Genomic DNA, 16,481 nt, shown 5'->3' with positions numbered 1-16,481 from the left:
ACTTTAATCATCAACTCCGTTTGTAACGAAACGGAATCTTTGGGAGGAAGTACTATGAGTGATTTGTTTAAAAAAGCGATCTCTTTAGGAGTGGGCCTCACCATTGTTAGTAAGGAAAAAGTAGAAAAAGTTGTTGAAGAACTCGTGAAACGAGGGGAGCTTGCTCCTTCGGAGTCTAAGGCCCTCGTTGATCGGCTGATTGAACGCGGTGAGGAAGAGCGAGGTATGCTCAAGTCTGTAGTACAAGAACAAGTACAACGCGTGTTGAAGGAAATGAAGGTTCCTGTACAAAGTGATATTGACGAGCTGGAAGGGCGAATTGCCGTATTGGAGCGTCGATTGGCCGAGCTGGAGGGCATTTCCCATCTAGAAGAAACATCGGCGGAAACGAGCACGGACTAAATGGCAGTACGCATTAGACATGCCGGACGTTACCGGTCCATTGCCATGGCGCTTATGCACCATGGTTTTGGTTATATGGTGGAGGAGCTGGGGCTCTATCATTTATTATCCCTTCCACGCCGTCTCGTAACGCAAGAAGCACATACAAGTCTTACGCTCGGGGAGCGGATACGGCTCGTATTGGAGGATTTGGGGCCAACCTTTATTAAGCTTGGACAACTCGCCAGTACCCGTTCAGATCTGCTGCCTGATTCTATTATTCAAGAATTGGTAAAACTACAGGATAATGTGCCTCCATTCCCTGCGGAGCGCGTGCGCACGATTGTGGAGCATGAACTGGATCAACACATGGATGAAATCTTCAATTCCTTTGAGGATACTCCTCTTGCTGCTGCATCGATCGGTCAGGTGCATAGAGCTGTTCTTCACAGTGGGCAGGTCGTAGCTGTCAAAGTTCAGCGTCCTGGCATTCTGCGAACGATGAGCAGGGATTTAGAAATTCTCAAAGATCTAAGTGCCCTTGCTGAGAAACAGCTAGGCTGGGCGAGGCAATATCAGTTGTCCCGTATGGTAGAGGAATTCTCGAAATCGCTGCTTGGCGAGCTGGATTACGGCCAAGAGGGGCGCAATGCAGAGAAAATTGCTCAACAGATGGATTATGACGGAGTGTACATCCCGGATATCTACTGGGATTATACGTCAGCACGGGTGCTGACGATGGAATATGTGGTAGGAATTACGCTGAGTCGCCGCGATGAGTTATTGAGTAACGGAGTTAAGCTCAAGGTTATCGCTAAGCAGCTCGTAGAAATGATGCTAAGGCAAATTTTCATTCATGGCTTTTTTCATGCGGATCCTCATCCAGGCAATGTTATTCGAATGGCTGATGGGAAGCTGGCTTTGATTGATTTTGGCATGATGGGGCGACTGAACGAAGAGATGAAAGAGCAGCTGTCTGCGCTTGTCATCGCACTGATGCGCAAAAACACGGATGCTATGGTCCGGGCAATCTTGCGCCTCGGAGTCATCCCAGAGGATGCTGATCGAGCTGCGCTGCATAATGATATGGATCGACTGCGAGATGAGTATTATGATGTTCCGTTCAGTAAGATGAGCATAGGTAAAGCGCTGAATGATCTGTTTGGCATTGCTCGCAAGCATCGATTAGTCCTTCCCCCGGATCTAACGATGCTCGGCAAGACGATGCTAACGCTTGAGGGTGTCATTAGCAACTTGGATCCAACGATTAGCATCCTAGAGATGGCAGAGCCTTTTGGACGGGAACTTGTGAAGCAGCGATTTAGTGGTCCCCGATTGCAGCGCAAGTTCCTTGGAGGCGTAGCGGATTTAACGGAGAGTCTTCTAGAGCTTCCTGGTCAGGCAAGGCAGTTATCCGCGCTAATTAGTAAGGGAAAGCTAAAGGTAGAGATTGTGGCACCCGAGCTTGAGCATTTGGAGCGAAAGCTGGACCGGGTTGGGAACCGCTTAGCATTTAGTATTGTGATGCTTGCGTTCAGTATCATCATGGTTGGACTCATTATTGGGACTGCGATGCGCGGTCAGCCTTCCGTGTTGTGGAATTTCCCTACAGTGGAGATTGGCGGCGTAGTGGCGCTTCTGATGTTCTTATGGTTGATCTTTGCGATTTTTAAATCGGGAAGGTTCTAACTAACAACTACAGGATAGAATAATTATTATTCTGCAGTTTCACACAAATGCCGTTCTATCAAGTACAATATAAAGGATAACTTTCTAAGCTTAACTTTACTTCTATTGTATAAAGTGGAATGGAACGCAAATGGAGTGCCGTCTAAACGTCCGGTGGATCGCTGCTGCCCAGAAACCGAACTTTGACCGCACTCTTTTAACGGGTCAAGGGATACATGGGACGGAAGAATGCCGGTGACGGGGTTCTTCCGCTTTTGTTTGAATATAGCTGAATCGGAAGCATACGCCCCCAAAAGGACAGTCGGGTAGGGGCTGCCTGAATAGGGCTTTGGAAGACGGAAGTTAAGTAAGAGATGTAATCAAATTTAACTGAGAAAATAGTGAGGTGGAGAATTTGCCGGGATTTAAAGAATTAGGTGTTTCAGAATTACTGTGTACATTGCTTCAAGGTCAAGGCATCGTTAAGCCAACACCAGTGCAACAGGAAGCTATACCGCCATTGGTGCAAGGACTAGATGTAATTGCAAGAGCGAAGACAGGTACAGGAAAGACATTGGCCTTCTTGCTGCCAATTATGGACAAGATCCACACGGAGCGAGCATATCCGCAGGCGCTGATTATGGCTCCAACACGTGAGCTGGCTTTGCAGATTACAGAAGAGGCACGCAAGCTGGCGCGTCATACGGATATCAAAATCCTGGCAGTTTACGGTGGTCAAGATGTAGAGAAGCAGCTGCGTAAGCTGGAAGGTGGAAGACATCTTATTATCGGTACACCGGGCAGACTATTGGATCATATGCGCCGGGAAACACTCGACCTTAGTGGCGTTAAGATGCTCGTTCTGGACGAGGCTGACCAAATGCTGCATATGGGATTCTTGGAGGATGTAGAGACCATCATTACGGCTGTTCCTTATCGTCGTCAAACGATGTTGTTCTCTGCGACAATGCCAGATCCGATTAAGCGCCTCGCAGCTAATTACATGAAAGAGCCACTGGATATCATTATTAAGAGTGGTTCCCCGATTCCGCTGGATAATATCAAACAGCAAGTCGTAGAGGTCTCCGATCGTAATAAAGAAGAGGCACTTAAAGCGTTGATTGAGCGAGATCGTCCGTATTTGGCTATTATTTTCTGCCGGACCAAACGTCGGGTGTCCAAGCTGAACGAAGCACTCCAAGCAGCAGGTTATGATTGTGATGAGCTGCACGGCGACTTGTCTCAAGGTAAACGTGAAGGTGTAATGAAAAGATTCCGTGATGCGAAGCTGCAGCTTCTTGTAGCTACAGATGTAGCGGCTCGGGGTCTAGACGTCGAAGGTATTACTCATATCTTTAACTACGATATGCCACTTGATGTGGACAGCTATATTCACCGGATCGGCCGGACAGGCCGTGCCGGAGGTAAAGGGCTTGCAATTACGTTCACTTCTCCGCGTGAGCAAGATGGACTAGACATGATTGAGCACGGCATTTCGCAGCGCCTGGATCGTCGCCGTTACGACAAGGATGAATTCGGCGTTGGCGAATTCGTAGCGGTACAAGGCGGCGGACGCCACGGCGGTCGCCAAAGCGGCGGCGCTGAGGCAGCGCGCACGGGCCGCGGACCGAAGACCGGCGGCTCTGGCCGCGGCGGTGCTCCGCGCGGCGAAAGCGGAGCGCGGCAAGGTGGCCGCGGCCGCGGTAAGGAAGCAGGCGGCTGGGGCGCGCCTGCAGAAGGACGCCGCGGTGGTCGTTCCGATGCGGCGGCTGGCAAGCGTGGCGGTAGCGGCTTTGACGCTGCCGCACCTAAGGGCGGCGGCAAGGCTGCCGGCGTAGTAAGAGTAGGCGGCGGCTATGGCGCCTTCGCCTCCAGAGGCGATGCGCCAGCTAGCGGCAACGCAGCAGCGCCTAGCGCCGGTTCGCGCGGTGCGAACCGGAAGGGCGGACCAAGCACTGGCTACAGCGAGAACGTAGCCAGAGGGGCTGATGGCGGTGCCTACGCTGGCGGCACACCACGAGGCGGCTTAGGCAGCGGCTACGGTGCAGGCCCGTCTAGAGGCGGCGGTAAAGGTGGTAAAGGTAACAAAGGCGGCTACAGCGGTGCCAAGGGTGGCGCTGGTAAAGGCGGCCGCAATAGCGGAAGCGCGGGTTCCTCACGCGGTGGACGTGGCAGCTCCGGCGGCTTTAAAAGCGGCGGCAGAGGCACATCCAGATAATGTGAGTGGAATTTCATAACTAAAACTTGTTACCATAGGGAAGTTAGCGGACAAGCTAATCACCTATGGTAACTTTACTTTGTGGATGTATGGATAATTGATCGAGTGGAATATATAGCTTCTTATATTTTAAAAAAAGGTTCTTAGTGTAACTTTTTTAAAGGAAAGCTTGTCTAATAGATAAATAGAGTGTTTCGACTTCGAGGAGGAAGAACTTGCAGATGTCTAAAAAATTGAAGTTAGTGAGCTTGTTGATTATCGTTATTGCAGTCGGCTGGGGAATTGGGAAATATACGACAACTTCTCCCACTGCGAACAATAGCGGGTCCGATATAAATGTACAGGATAATCTTCAAGGTAAGCCTGGTGAAGACGGTAATAGTACCGGAGAAGGCATTACAGACCCAGTGGTAGCTAATCCATCTAATACAACAGATCCCTCTGATCCGTCCGAACCGGATAGTAACGGCAAGGGAAATAGCACTGATGATTCTTTTAAAGAGCCTGACAGCGTAGCTGTGATGGTGAATAAGGAGTATGGACTGCCGGAGAACTATAAGCCAACGGATCTAGTCTACCCGGAAGTGCGGTTTACATTTAAAGAGAAAATCGAGAAGCGTATGATGCGTAAGGAAGCTGCCGAAGCATTAGAGAAACTGTTCGCAGGCGCAGAGGAAGACGGGATTTACTTGGCTGGCGTTTCGGCCTACCGCTCTAAGGAAACCCAAACAAGGCTGTTCAATCGTTATGTTGAGAAAGACGGAGAAGAACTGGCTCGTACTTACAGTGCCGTGCCTGGCTATAGCGAGCATCAGACAGGGCTTGCTATCGATGTCTCAGGAAGTGACGGGAAATGTGCTGCGGAGAGCTGTTTTGGTGGAACGAAGGAAGCGGAGTGGCTAGCGCAGCATGCAACCGAATATGGTTATATCATCCGCTTTCCAGAAGGAAAGCAGGACATTACAGGATATAAGTATGAGCCTTGGCATATCCGTTATGTGGGCAAGGATATAGCCACTTATATTGCGGATAAAGGGATTACGCTGGAAGAATATTATGATGTCGTACCCGTATCCAAATAACAGAGTGATAGAGAGCAGTCCTAAGAAATACATAGGACTGCTTTTTTTTATCTTAGTGGTTACAGAAAGTGTCTAAAAGTTGCATTCTATTACAATTCGGGTAAGATACGTAGTGTAGTAAGTACATGGAAGGAAGGGGAATTAGGATGTCAATCTACAATTTTTCCGGCGTTACGCCTTCGGGTAAAGAAGTGTCATTTACGGAGTATGAAGGCAAGGTACTGCTGATTGCCAATACGGCCAGCAAATGCGGACTTACACCGCAGTATGGGGATCTCCAGAAGCTATACGAGCAGTATAAGGATCAGGGACTTGTAGTATTAGGATTCCCTTGCAATCAATTTGCGGGTCAGGAGCCGGGTACAAGTGAAGAGGCAGAAGAATTCTGTCAGATTAATTATGGGGTTACCTTTCCCGTATTTGCCAAAGTGGATGTGAATGGACCGGATGCCAGCCCTCTTTTCAATTATTTAAAAGAGCAGCAACCGGGTAGTGGGGACAACAGCGATATTAGCTGGAACTTCACGAAGTTCCTTATTGATCGTGGCGGAAATGTAGTGGCTCGTGTGGAGCCAAAGGAATCGCCAGAAACGATGACAGCACAGATTGAGTCCTTACTGTAGACCACTTAGGGTCTGATAAATTGTTATTTTACAAGTATCCTTTCGACCTCGGTCTTTGGCCGAGCCTCGACGGGATTTTCTTTTTTACATAGGAATATGGAATAGCCGCCTTAAATTTTGTAGTGATAAATTATACTTGACGCTTTACAGAGACCATGTATCCTTTGAAGAGAATATAATGCCTATGCAAAATATGCATAAAGCGTGGGATGCAGCAGGATAATAACGGCAGGAGGGTTCTATACAAGCATGAAGTTAATTACAGAGGTAGCAGCACAAGCGGGAATTGGCGAAGAGCATCTGGAACTATACGGAAAATATAAAAGTAAACTGTCACCTTCCTTATGGGAAGACATGAAGAACAAGCCAGATGGCAAGCTGGTATTGGTCACTGCGGTGAATCCAACCCCTGCTGGCGAAGGGAAGACCTTAACAACCATTGGGCTGGCACAGGCATTGAACGCAGCAGGAGTAAAGACCGTGGCTGCCTTGCGCGAACCCTCCCTCGGACCATGCTTAGGCATGAAAGGCGGTGCCACGGGTGGCGGTAAGTCACAGATCGTTCCGGCAGATGAGATTAATTTGCACTTTACGGGTGATATTCATGCAGTAACTTCTGCACATAATCTATTGTCAGCGATGATTGACAATCATATCTTCCAAGGCAATAAGCTGGGTCTTGATCCGCAGCGTATCGTTTGGAAACGTGTGATGGATATGAACGATCGCAGTCTGCGGAATATCGTGACAGGGCTCGGAGATGGAAATGGAGCTGTACGGGAAAGTGGATTCCAGATTACGACAGCTTCTGAGATTATGGCTGTATTATGCCTATGCGATAATCTGAGTGATCTTAAAAAGCGTTTGAACCGCATTTTGATTGGTTATGACCAAGAGGGAGAGCCTGTAACGGCCGAGCAAATAGGGGCAGTTGAAGCGATGACAGCGCTGCTGAAGGAAGCGGTTAAGCCTAATCTGGTGCAGACCTTGGAGGGTACTCCTGTTATTGTACACGGTGGTCCTTTTGCGAATATCGCCCATGGCTGCAGTAGTGTTATCGGTACTCGTTATGCACTCAAGCTGGGAGAAGTTGTGGTTACGGAAGCAGGCTTCGGAGCGGATCTGGGTGCAGAGAAATTCATGGATATCAAATGCCGGCAAGCGGGTCTAGCCCCTTCAGCGGCAGTGCTTGTCGTGACGGTGAAATCCTTGAAATATAACGGGGGTGTACCTAAAAATGAACTCCAAACGGAGAACCGGATGGCGCTGCGCTCTGGATTGTCTAATTTGGAGCGTCATGTAGAGAATCTCGGCAAATTTGGGGTACCTGTTCTTGTTGCCATTAATCATTTTGAAGGCGATAGCCCAGAAGAGATTACTGACGTTGTGGAGGCTTGCCGCCGATTGAACGTTCCTGCGGCAATATCCAAGGTATGGGCAGAAGGTAGTGCGGGCGGACAAGAGTTGGCTTCGGAACTAAAGAAGCTTCTGGACCAAAGTGACACTGAGCGCTTTGCTCCTTTGTATGAGAATGAACTCGACATCTCTTCCAAAATCACCAAGATTGTGCGCGAAATTTACCGTGGTTCGGAGGTTAACTTTTCTCCTGCGGCCAAACGCAGCCTAGCGGTGATTGAGCGCCTTGGGTTAAAGGATCTTCAAGTATGTATGGCGAAGACGCCTTATTCCTTCTCAGATCAGCCTAGATTGCTTGGCGCTCCTGAAGGGTTCACTGTAGGTATCCGTGATATAACCCTTTCGCTCGGTGCAGGGTTTGCTGTAGTGATTACGGGCAATATCGTTACGATGCCAGGTCTACCTGCTAAACCAGCCGCTGAGGCACTATGGATGGATGAGGATGGCGTGATTCACGGTTTGGTGTAAATTCAGTTTATGATTAGGCTTTTCCCTGTTGGACGAGGGGGAAGCCTTTTTTGCGCGTTATAAGAAAGTATATCCTGAGGGGTCAGAACATAATGTCTTACGCCTATGGCAAAGCTAACGAGGTCGCAATCGGCAGCAGTGACGGAAAATGCTTAAAATTGTGAACAATCTGAGAATATAGGCGAAAAGACTTGTAATGTGATAAATATCACAATATAATCAGTTTATAAAGTGAAATAAATCACAAATAACTCATCGGTGATCAGATATCTAATTTGGTCAGTCAAGTAATTCGAATATATATCCAGGTTGTCCATTTGAAGGAGGAAGAAAATAATGAAAGTAGCTGTCATTGGATGTACCCATGCCGGAACTGCCGCAATTGTAAATACTGCTAAGCTTTACCCAGAAGCCGAGATTACGGTTTATGAGCGTAATGATAATATTTCTTTCTTATCCTGTGGAATTGCTTTATACGTAGGTGGAGTAGTCAAAGACCCTCACGGGCTGTTCTATTCTTCTCCAGAGAAGCTTGCTGAGCTTGGTGTAAAGACCAACATGCGTCACGAAGTGACCGCAGTGGATACGAAGTCCAAAACGGTGCGTGTTCGCAACTTGGTAACGGGACAGGAGTTTGACGATACCTACGATAAACTGATTATGACTACAGGATCATGGCCAATTGTGCCTAAGCTCGAAGGGCTTGAGCTGGAAGGTGTCTTGCTTTGCAAGAACTATGAGCATTCCAACACCATTATAGAAAAGGCTAAACACGCGAATAAAATCACAGTCGTAGGCGCTGGTTATATCGGCGTAGAATTGGTGGAAGCCTTCCAATTGAACGGGAAGCAGGTCACGCTAATTGATGGTGAGGATCGTATTCTAAATAAATATTTGGACCCAGAGTTCACTGCACCGATCGAACAATCCTTTAAGGATCATGGAATTAAATTAGCGCTGAATGAGAAGGTTAGTTCTTTTGCTGGCGAAGGTGGTAAAGTTACCAAGGTTATCACAAGCCAAGGGGAGCATGAGACTGATCTTGTTATTCTCTGTATCGGCTTCCGTCCGAATACTGAGCTCTTAAAAGGTCAAGTGGATATGCTGCCAAATGGCGCAATTCTGGTCAATGATTATATGCAGACTAGTTGCCCAGATGTGTACGCCGCTGGTGACAGCTGCGCGATTCATTACAACCCTACAGGTAAGCACACTTATATTCCACTAGCAACCAATGCAGTACGGATGGGCACTTTGGTCGCACGTAACTTGATGACAGAGACAATTCCTTATATGGGTACTCAAGGGACTTCCGGCATTAAGATTTATGAAGATAATATCGCTGCTACCGGTCTTACTGAAGAAGCAGCTAAAGCTGAAGGAATGGACGTAGAAACAACCATGATTATTGACAACTACCGTCCGGAATTTATGCCAACCTTCGAGCAAGTTCAATTAAAAGTTGTATTTGATCGCGCTACACGCCGTATTCTCGGAGCACAAATCATGTCCAAGACGGATTTGACGCAATCGATCAACACAGTATCTGTATGTATTCAAAATAAAATGACAATCGATCAGCTTGCCTTTATTGATTTCTTCTTCCAACCTCATTACAACAAGCCTTGGAACTTCCTGAATACAGTAGGTCTTGAATCGTTACCTACATCAGTACCTACATCAGTACCAAGTAAAGAGGCAGTAACCGTATAAAAAGGGGACGTTTGTCTCCGAAGTGGATTTGGATGAATTAGTTGGTCTTTAGCAAAGCAGCGATCCCCCTGTAGGGAGATCGCTGCTTTTTTTGTTAGGTGGAGGATGATTCTCTGCATGGGTAGGTGCAAACCCGCTTGGCTTCGGTTATGGTACGGACCCATAAGACGCTATTTAGCCATTCATTGTCTTTTGAGTGTGTTTTCGGACACCAGTGCAGCTATTACGTAAAATGAGGTGCAATTTTGGTGTTTTTCGTGCGAATAGTGACTATGGGGTCCTATATCGAGCCAAATGTGCCCAAAAGCTACGGTTAAGGACATCTGAGTCCGATAACAACTTTGTTCACTTCAAAAGTGGTCAAAAGTGAGATAATTTGATCAATTAAATAAGCTTTATGTTCTAATGGTGCACAGACTACAGTAAATTTGACATGTCAGTGAAAACTTTCACTTAGTTTTTCGTGGAGTGATAATTATCACGTTAATGTGTTTTATGACACGCTACAATGGTCGTAAAGGAACAAATTTTAAGTAAATAGATGAAGGGGATAGGAATCATGGCTTATAATAAACCGCAGCAGATTGCCGCAGTCACGGTCGAGAACGGCATAAAAAAGGCGCACAATCCTTTAAGCACCGTACTAATTCTGGGCTTTCTGGGAGGAGCGTTTATCGCGCTCGGATTTTTACTGGATATTCGCGTCATTGCTGGCGCACCACATGAATGGGGATCCATCGCTAACTTTATAGGGGCAGCAGTCTTTCCTGTTGGATTGATTCTAGTACTGCTTGCAGGGGGAGAACTACTGACAGGCAATATGATGGCTGTGCCACTTGCTTTTATGGCGAAGAAGATATCCTTCTGGGAAGTTGTTAAGAATCTTGTATTGATTACCCTGAGCAATCTAGCGGGAGCTTTGTTTGTAGCTTACTTTTTCGGTCACGTGGTTGGTCTAACCTCTGACGGTGTGTATTTGGAAAAATTAGTGGAGATGGCAGGACATAAGCTTGAGGCAGATTTCTTGCCGGCATTTGTTTCCGGTATCGGTTGTAACTGGCTCGTAGCTTTGGCTGTATGGCTCTCCTATGGAGCAGATAACTTCAGTGGTAAAATTCTCGGCATCTGGTTCCCAACGATGGCTTTTGTAGCTATCGGCTTCCAGCACGTTGTAGCCAACATGTTCTTAATTCCGGCTGCTATTTTTGAAGGTTATTTTTCATGGGGAGAGTATTTCAATAACTTTGTTCCGGTATGGCTAGGCAACTTGACGGGCGGCGCCATTTTTGTTGCGGCAGCTTATTGGATGGCTTACCTGCGTAAAGAGCCTGCATCTATTCAATCCGTGGACAGCATGTCCGGCAGCGGTGTAAAGAAACACGCCTAAACCTATCTTATAGAGCACTCCTTAGAATAGTCGAGGGGTGCTTTTTACTGTATAAACAAATAAAATCCGCCGTGATGTATCCAATCTCGGGGGAACGAATTCGGATGCACGGCGAATTTTAAAAGGGGGAGTGTTTCTAGGCTCTATTACCCCGACTTTGCAAGAACGAATCACATCGTTTTGTTTAGTCTGCTTTACGGACGATAGCGGCAACTATAATATATAAATAGATAGTAGGAGCAATGGAGGATTGCGGACGTGAACGGGGCCACTTTTTTCTCAGCTACGGTAGAAGTTAGACCTAAATAAGAGGTAGAGTATGGAGATACTTTATCACGATAGCACGTCAATGCGTCTGCTTGCTCTGAACCCTGTTTTGGGATAATACTGGATGGAATAATGACACATATATTACAGGGGATGTACACTACTTATGAAGTTTTTACAGAATTATCCTAAAGAAGTTAAGATATTTTTAATTGCCAGCCTAATTAACGCAACCGGTAGTGCACTGATGTGGCCTCTGGTTACAATGTATGTATTTGATGAGCTCGGACGCAGCATGTCGGATGCTGGATTAGTAATTCTTATTCAATCGGTTGGAGGGATCGTGGGTCAACTACTCGGGGGCTCACTCTATCATAAGGTAGGCGTTAACCGGCTGATTGTTGGAGCACTGGGCATGAATGCACTTGCCCTGTTCACTTTGCCGGCAGCAAGTAGCAACTGGACGTTATTTATGGTCGCGATGGGATTGGTAGGGCTTTTTAATTCGTTGTCATTACCTGCGATTCAGGCGTTTATCGGCTTTCGTTTTACGAAGCAGCGCGGAGAGCTGTTTAATGTTATTTATGTCGCCAATAATATTGGTGTAGCACTGGGTACGGCGTTAAGTGGTTTTTTGGCCGATATTTCTTATATGCTCAGCTTTGTGATGAACGGCGTAACCTCAGCGGTATTTGCGGTATTCTTTTTTGTATATCTCAAGAAAGTTGGAGGAGATTCTTCACAGGAGGTCGCAGAACACCAGAAGGCTGGTCCTGACAAACAATCCACCTGGAAGCTAATGGGGCATACACGAATTTATCTTTATATGGGTATTGCCTCGATGTTCCTACTGTTAGGGAACTCTATCTGGAATACAGGGGTGTCCCCTTTTATTATTTCAGAGGGCTGGCCTAAGAAAACGTATGGTTTCCTATGGACGCTGAACGGTATTCTTATTTTTGCGGCCCAGCCACTCGTAACAGTGATTAAACGCTGGTTCGCATCCACCTCAACGGCCCAAATGACAGTAAGTGCTCTATTTTATTTGGGTGGGTATGCTGTTCTTTTATGGATGCCGACTTATTCAGGTCTAGTGCTTGGGATGGTACTCGCTACGCTTGGGGAAATGCTGATATCTCCGGCCATGCCTTCCTTTATTTCGGATCATGCAGGTCGCAGTGCTCCTTTCTATTTAGGGCTAAGTGGAGGCATGGGGGCAGTCGGCAGGGTGATTGGACCATACTTAATGGGTAGGTTATACGATAGTGGAGGCTTAGCGCCTACCGCATGGTTGGCATGTGCGATGGCACTGCTGTCCGTAGGATTCTTTATCGTTCATGCATATATCAACCGCCGAGGAAATTCATTGGAGCGGTCAATAGGATAGTTGAGCATAGTGGATTCAAATGATCTGCGATGAATTCTATAGAGGTGCAAGGCAAGGGGTGTACATCTTTATGAAACGAAGCAACAGGGATAGGCTTATAATAAGATTCTCAGAGATTAAAGACGTGCGGGAACTGATACATCTGGATCATATGATCTGGACGGAGGACACTAGTCCGGGGCCATTAATGTGGCGTTCTCAAGAGGATTACCTACTGAATGCTCCCCCGGGTTCACAGCTTGTCGCGTTAAAGGATGACAAGCTATGCGGATATGTTGGGTTTGGCTGTCCTAGTCGAATGGAGAGTAACAGGCATGTGTGTGAGGTCAATATTGCTGTCCATCCGGATTATCAACGTTTAGGTATTGGCCGGCAGCTCATAGAGGCTATTAAGGAACATGCCGCAGAGAACGCCATTCGCAAGCTGCGTTTACGCGTATTATCCTGTAATGAATCAGCGCTTTCTTTTTATCGTAAATGTGGGTTTGTGGAAGAGGGACGTCTGCGGGAGGAGTTTTATCTAGGCGGTCGTTATGTGGATGAAATATTTATGTGCTGCATGCTGACAGGAGGAAAAGGATATGGAGATCATCTCGCTTAATGTGGGGCGGCCGATAACAGTGGATTATCGGGGGAAACCTTTAGAAACTGGCATTTATAAAATGCCTGCAGAAGGATCGGTTCAGCTACATATGAGCGGATTTGATGGAGACGGGCAAGCAGACCTTAAACATCACGGCGGTCCTGATAAGGCAGTTTGTGCCTATCCGATCGAGCACTATTCCTACTGGGAGCAGCAGCTTGGGAAGAAGCTGGAATACTCTGCCTTCGGAGAAAATATAACAACTGCCGGCTTATTGGAGACAGACGTGTGCATTGGCGATGTGTACGAAATAGGCACCACTGTGCTGCAGGTCAGCCAGCCCCGGTATCCTTGCTTCAAAATCTCACAAAAGCATGGTCCGGCAGATCTTCCAGCTCAAGTACTGGACACTAGATATAGCGGATTTTACTTGCGTGTGCTTCGTGAAGGGAAGATTTCAACCGGAGATGTAATTGTCAAAAAAGAAAATGGGGCTGGCGGTGCGTCCGTGGCGCATGTTCTGCATTTAATGCAAGTAGGGCTGCAAGAGGAAGCTGCACTGGCAGAGCTTGCGGAGCTAGAAACTCTTTCTGCCGTAGTTCGGAACAAATTTCGAAAACAGCTGGGTCTGCCGGAAAATTAGATACGATCTACATACGAAAATAAGCCTGGAGGCGTATGCCTTCCAGGCTTATTTCTATTTATGAGTTTATATGTTTTGCTTGCGTAGCCTAGCTTAGCCGAGCAGCTGCCATTCACTACGCAATAAACCGTATACGGCGTGGTTTACGTAGCCATGAGGCAGTTTCTCTGCCTGTCTAATCACACCCTCGAGCACAAAACCAAGCCGTTCCGGAATCGCCCGGCTGGAAACATTTCCGGTTGCGCAGCGGATTTCAACACGTTGTAGCTCCATTTCCAGTAGTGCATAGTCCACTAGAACCCGACAGGCACTGGTCATATACCCTTTGCCTTCATAGCCTTCACCAAGCCAGTAGCCGATCCCAACAGCTCTGTTATGCCAGTCAATCTGGTGATACCCAACAACACCGGCGAGCTCACCGCGAACCCATAGTCCAGCGGTAAAAGCACCATTGTCAGTGCTTTGTTTAACTGCATTTTTGATGAAATTAAGAGTGTGAGCCTGTTCCGTAACGGCATCCACCCAAGGGAGCCATTGTCTTAGTCGTTCACGTGAGTGCTCTACTAACGTGAACATATGCCGAGCGTGTTCTGGCATAATCGGCTTTAACATTAGCTCTTCATCGATGACATAATTAAACAAGCGGTTGCCTCCTTTTCGGCACAAGGCCTTATGTATGATTATGGATTATTTCTTATGATTATCATGCTACTCTATCGCCCTGACAGAAGTCAAAAGGTCTAAAGACACTAAAAAATGATCCATGCCTTGTGCCCCCTTTTATTGATCAATCTACGGTTAACGGGTATATTAGTAGGAAACATGTTTAAACAAGAAGTAGTGTAACACTACAGAATGAAAGGTTGATAGCTGTGGAGAACCGTAGCACCCCCTCCAATTTTATTAAGAATGTTATTACCGAAGACCTCCGTACGGGTAAAGTAAAGGAAGTTATCACTCGCTTTCCGCCGGAGCCGAACGGTTATTTACATATCGGACATGCCAAGGCGATCTGGATTAACTTTACACTGGCGGACGAGTTCGGTGGCAAGACTAACCTAAGATTTGACGACACGAATCCGGCCAAAGAGGATACGGAGTATGTGAACTCGATTCAGGAAGATGTAAAGTGGCTCGGTTATGAATGGGAAGAGCTGCGTTTTGCATCTGATTATTTCGAAGAAATGTACAAACGTGCCGAATTATTAATTACTAAGGGCAAAGCTTATGTTGATGACCTCAGTGCGGATGAAATTCGCCAATTGCGCGGAACGCTAACAGAGCCAGGAAAGAATAGTCCGTATCGCGATCGTAGTATCGAAGAGAATTTGGACCTGTTCCGCCGTATGCGTGCAGGCGAATTCAAGGACGGCGAGAAGGTTCTTCGCGCCAAGATCGACATGGCGTCACCGAACATTAACCTGCGTGATCCTGTAATTTATCGGATTACACATGCACATCACCATAACACAGGCGATAAATGGTGTATCTACCCAATGTATACCTTCGCTCATCCGTTAGAAGATGCTATTGAGGGGGTCACTCACTCCCTTTGCTCGCTCGAATTCGAAGATCAACGTCCATTCTACGATTGGGTTGTAGCTGAATGTGAGATGCCAGCTGTCCCTCATCAATATGAATTTGGTCGTCTGAATTTGGCTCAAACGATGACTAGTAAGCGTAAGCTGAAGCTACTTGTAGACGAAGGACATGTGGATGGCTGGGATGATCCACGGATGCCTACGATTTCTGGTCTACGCCGTAGAGGATATACGCCGGAAGCGATTCGTAAATTCGTATATGAAGCGGGTATCTCGAAGAGTCAGGGTCTGGTGGACCTGCAAATGCTGGAACACTTTATCCGTGAGGATCTTAAGCTAACTGTACCGCGTACAATGGCTGTGTTAAGACCGCTTAAGGTTGTTATCACCAATTATCCAGAAGGTCAAACAGAATGGCTTGAAGCGGAGAATAATACAGAGAATGAGGAAATGGGCGTACGCCAAATTCCGTTCTCACGTGAAATTTATGTTGAGCGTGATGACTTCATGGAGAATCCGCCGAACAAATATTTCCGGTTGTTCCCTGGCAATGAAGTACGCCTGAAGCATGCTTATTTCATCAAATGTAATGAGGTTATTAAGGATGAGAATGGCGAGGTAGTGGAACTGCATTGTACGTATGATCCAGAAACGAAGAGTGGCAGCGGATTTACAGGCCGTAAGGTAAAAGGTACGTTGCACTGGGTTGAAGCTAGCCAAGCGGTTCCTGCGGAATTCCGTTTATACGAGCCTCTGATTTCTGCGGAAGAAGCGGAAGAGGCTGTTGAAGTTGAAGGTTTAGATTCCTCGGTAGAGAAATCGGAGCCTAGCTTCTTAGATCAGCTTAATCCTAAGTCCATTGAAATCTTACAAGGCTTTGTCGAACCTGCACTTAAGGATAGCGTGGCTCAGGATAAATTCCAGTTCTTCCGTCATGGCTATTTTAATGTGGATAGCAAATATTCAGCACCTGGACATCTCGTATTCAACCTTATCGTTTCACTGAAGAGTTCATTTCAGCCTCCTAAACAAGGCTAAATAGATAAATTACTCAAGATAACAACAAAAAGCAGGCCCAAACGTCCCGAATAGGTACGTTTGGGC

The 16,481-nt window shown here is 46.8% G+C and carries 13 protein-coding genes; 12 read left to right on the top strand and 1 reads right to left on the bottom strand.

From position 1 onward, the window contains the following. The first annotated feature begins 54 nt into the window (after positions 1 to 54). The 11 genes from QNH28_RS27940 to QNH28_RS27890 all read left to right on the top strand — a co-directional run bounded on the left by QNH28_RS27940 (position 55) and on the right by QNH28_RS27890 (position 13,836). On the top strand, positions 55 to 402 hold the full coding sequence (locus QNH28_RS27940) for a phasin family protein (RefSeq protein WP_283909387.1): 348 nt from the start codon (positions 55 to 57) through the stop codon (positions 400 to 402). Then, positions 403 to 2,070 (top strand): ABC1 kinase family protein, encoded by a 1,668-nt coding sequence (locus QNH28_RS27935; RefSeq protein WP_283909386.1) that lies wholly within the window; start codon positions 403 to 405, stop codon positions 2,068 to 2,070. It abuts the gene before it with no gap. Between the two features lie 394 nt (positions 2,071 to 2,464). Next, a complete protein-coding gene (locus tag QNH28_RS27930) occupies positions 2,465 to 4,267 on the top strand; it encodes a DEAD/DEAH box helicase (protein ID WP_283909385.1) in 1,803 nt (600 codons plus the stop codon). Positions 4,268 to 4,488: 221 nt separating this feature from the next. Further along, complete coding sequence (locus tag QNH28_RS27925; protein ID WP_283909384.1) at positions 4,489 to 5,349, top strand: M15 family metallopeptidase; 861 nt, start codon at positions 4,489 to 4,491, stop codon at positions 5,347 to 5,349. A gap of 146 nt (positions 5,350 to 5,495) precedes the next feature. Beyond that, positions 5,496 to 5,972 carry a glutathione peroxidase gene (locus QNH28_RS27920; protein ID WP_283909383.1) on the top strand — a complete coding sequence of 159 codons (477 nt, stop codon included), beginning with the start codon at positions 5,496 to 5,498 and terminating at the stop codon, positions 5,970 to 5,972. Positions 5,973 to 6,221: 249 nt separating this feature from the next. Then, complete coding sequence (locus QNH28_RS27915) at positions 6,222 to 7,856, top strand: formate--tetrahydrofolate ligase (protein WP_283909382.1); 1,635 nt, start codon at positions 6,222 to 6,224, stop codon at positions 7,854 to 7,856. A 336-nt stretch (positions 7,857 to 8,192) separates the two neighbouring features. Beyond that, complete coding sequence (locus QNH28_RS27910) at positions 8,193 to 9,569, top strand: FAD-dependent oxidoreductase (RefSeq protein ID WP_283909381.1); 1,377 nt, start codon at positions 8,193 to 8,195, stop codon at positions 9,567 to 9,569. Between the two features lie 559 nt (positions 9,570 to 10,128). Beyond that, a complete protein-coding gene (locus QNH28_RS27905) occupies positions 10,129 to 10,956 on the top strand; it encodes a formate/nitrite transporter family protein (RefSeq protein WP_042192534.1) in 828 nt (275 codons plus the stop codon). 433 nt (positions 10,957 to 11,389) lie between these two features. Continuing rightward, positions 11,390 to 12,610, top strand: a complete 1,221-nt coding sequence (locus QNH28_RS27900) for an MFS transporter (RefSeq protein WP_283909380.1) — start codon at positions 11,390 to 11,392, stop codon at positions 12,608 to 12,610. A 70-nt stretch (positions 12,611 to 12,680) separates the two neighbouring features. Further along, entirely contained in the window at positions 12,681 to 13,211 is a 531-nt protein-coding gene (locus QNH28_RS27895) for a GNAT family N-acetyltransferase (protein ID WP_283909379.1), read from the top strand. Beyond that, positions 13,192 to 13,836 (top strand): MOSC domain-containing protein, encoded by a 645-nt coding sequence (locus tag QNH28_RS27890; RefSeq protein ID WP_283909378.1) that lies wholly within the window; start codon positions 13,192 to 13,194, stop codon positions 13,834 to 13,836. Before QNH28_RS27895 ends, QNH28_RS27890 begins: the two co-directional genes overlap by 20 nt. Positions 13,837 to 13,929: 93 nt before the next feature. Here QNH28_RS27890 and QNH28_RS27885 read toward each other — a convergent pair whose 3' ends face one another. Continuing rightward, entirely contained in the window at positions 13,930 to 14,478 is a 549-nt protein-coding gene (locus QNH28_RS27885) for a GNAT family N-acetyltransferase (RefSeq protein WP_283909377.1), read from the bottom strand. A 230-nt stretch (positions 14,479 to 14,708) separates the two neighbouring features. Between QNH28_RS27885 and QNH28_RS27880 the strand changes: the two genes are divergently transcribed. Continuing rightward, positions 14,709 to 16,415, top strand: a complete 1,707-nt coding sequence (locus QNH28_RS27880; protein WP_283909376.1) for a glutamine--tRNA ligase/YqeY domain fusion protein — start codon at positions 14,709 to 14,711, stop codon at positions 16,413 to 16,415. Positions 16,416 to 16,481: the final 66 nt, after the last annotated feature.

Source organism: Paenibacillus sp. G2S3 (assembly GCF_030123105.1).
Lineage (GTDB): Bacteria > Bacillota > Bacilli > Paenibacillales > Paenibacillaceae > Paenibacillus_AQ.
The sequence above is the reverse complement of the archived record's forward strand: the minus strand, read 5'-3'. Positions and strand labels throughout refer to the sequence as shown.

Excerpts from the sequence above, each read along its gene's own strand:
- QNH28_RS27890 (WP_283909378.1), top strand. The coding sequence starts at position 13,192 with ATGGAGATCATCTCGCTTAATGTGGGGCGGCCGATAACAGTGGATTAT.
- QNH28_RS27910 (WP_283909381.1), top strand. The coding sequence starts at position 8,193 with ATGAAAGTAGCTGTCATTGGATGTACCCATGCCGGAACTGCCGCAATT.
- QNH28_RS27895 (WP_283909379.1), top strand. The coding sequence starts at position 12,681 with ATGAAACGAAGCAACAGGGATAGGCTTATAATAAGATTCTCAGAGATT.
- QNH28_RS27900 (WP_283909380.1), top strand. The coding sequence starts at position 11,390 with ATGAAGTTTTTACAGAATTATCCTAAAGAAGTTAAGATATTTTTAATT.
- QNH28_RS27905 (WP_042192534.1), top strand. The coding sequence starts at position 10,129 with ATGGCTTATAATAAACCGCAGCAGATTGCCGCAGTCACGGTCGAGAAC.
- QNH28_RS27925 (WP_283909384.1), top strand. The coding sequence starts at position 4,489 with ATGTCTAAAAAATTGAAGTTAGTGAGCTTGTTGATTATCGTTATTGCA.
- QNH28_RS27935 (WP_283909386.1), top strand. The coding sequence starts at position 403 with ATGGCAGTACGCATTAGACATGCCGGACGTTACCGGTCCATTGCCATG.
- QNH28_RS27940 (WP_283909387.1), top strand. The coding sequence starts at position 55 with ATGAGTGATTTGTTTAAAAAAGCGATCTCTTTAGGAGTGGGCCTCACC.
- QNH28_RS27920 (WP_283909383.1), top strand. The coding sequence starts at position 5,496 with ATGTCAATCTACAATTTTTCCGGCGTTACGCCTTCGGGTAAAGAAGTG.
- QNH28_RS27915 (WP_283909382.1), top strand. The coding sequence starts at position 6,222 with ATGAAGTTAATTACAGAGGTAGCAGCACAAGCGGGAATTGGCGAAGAG.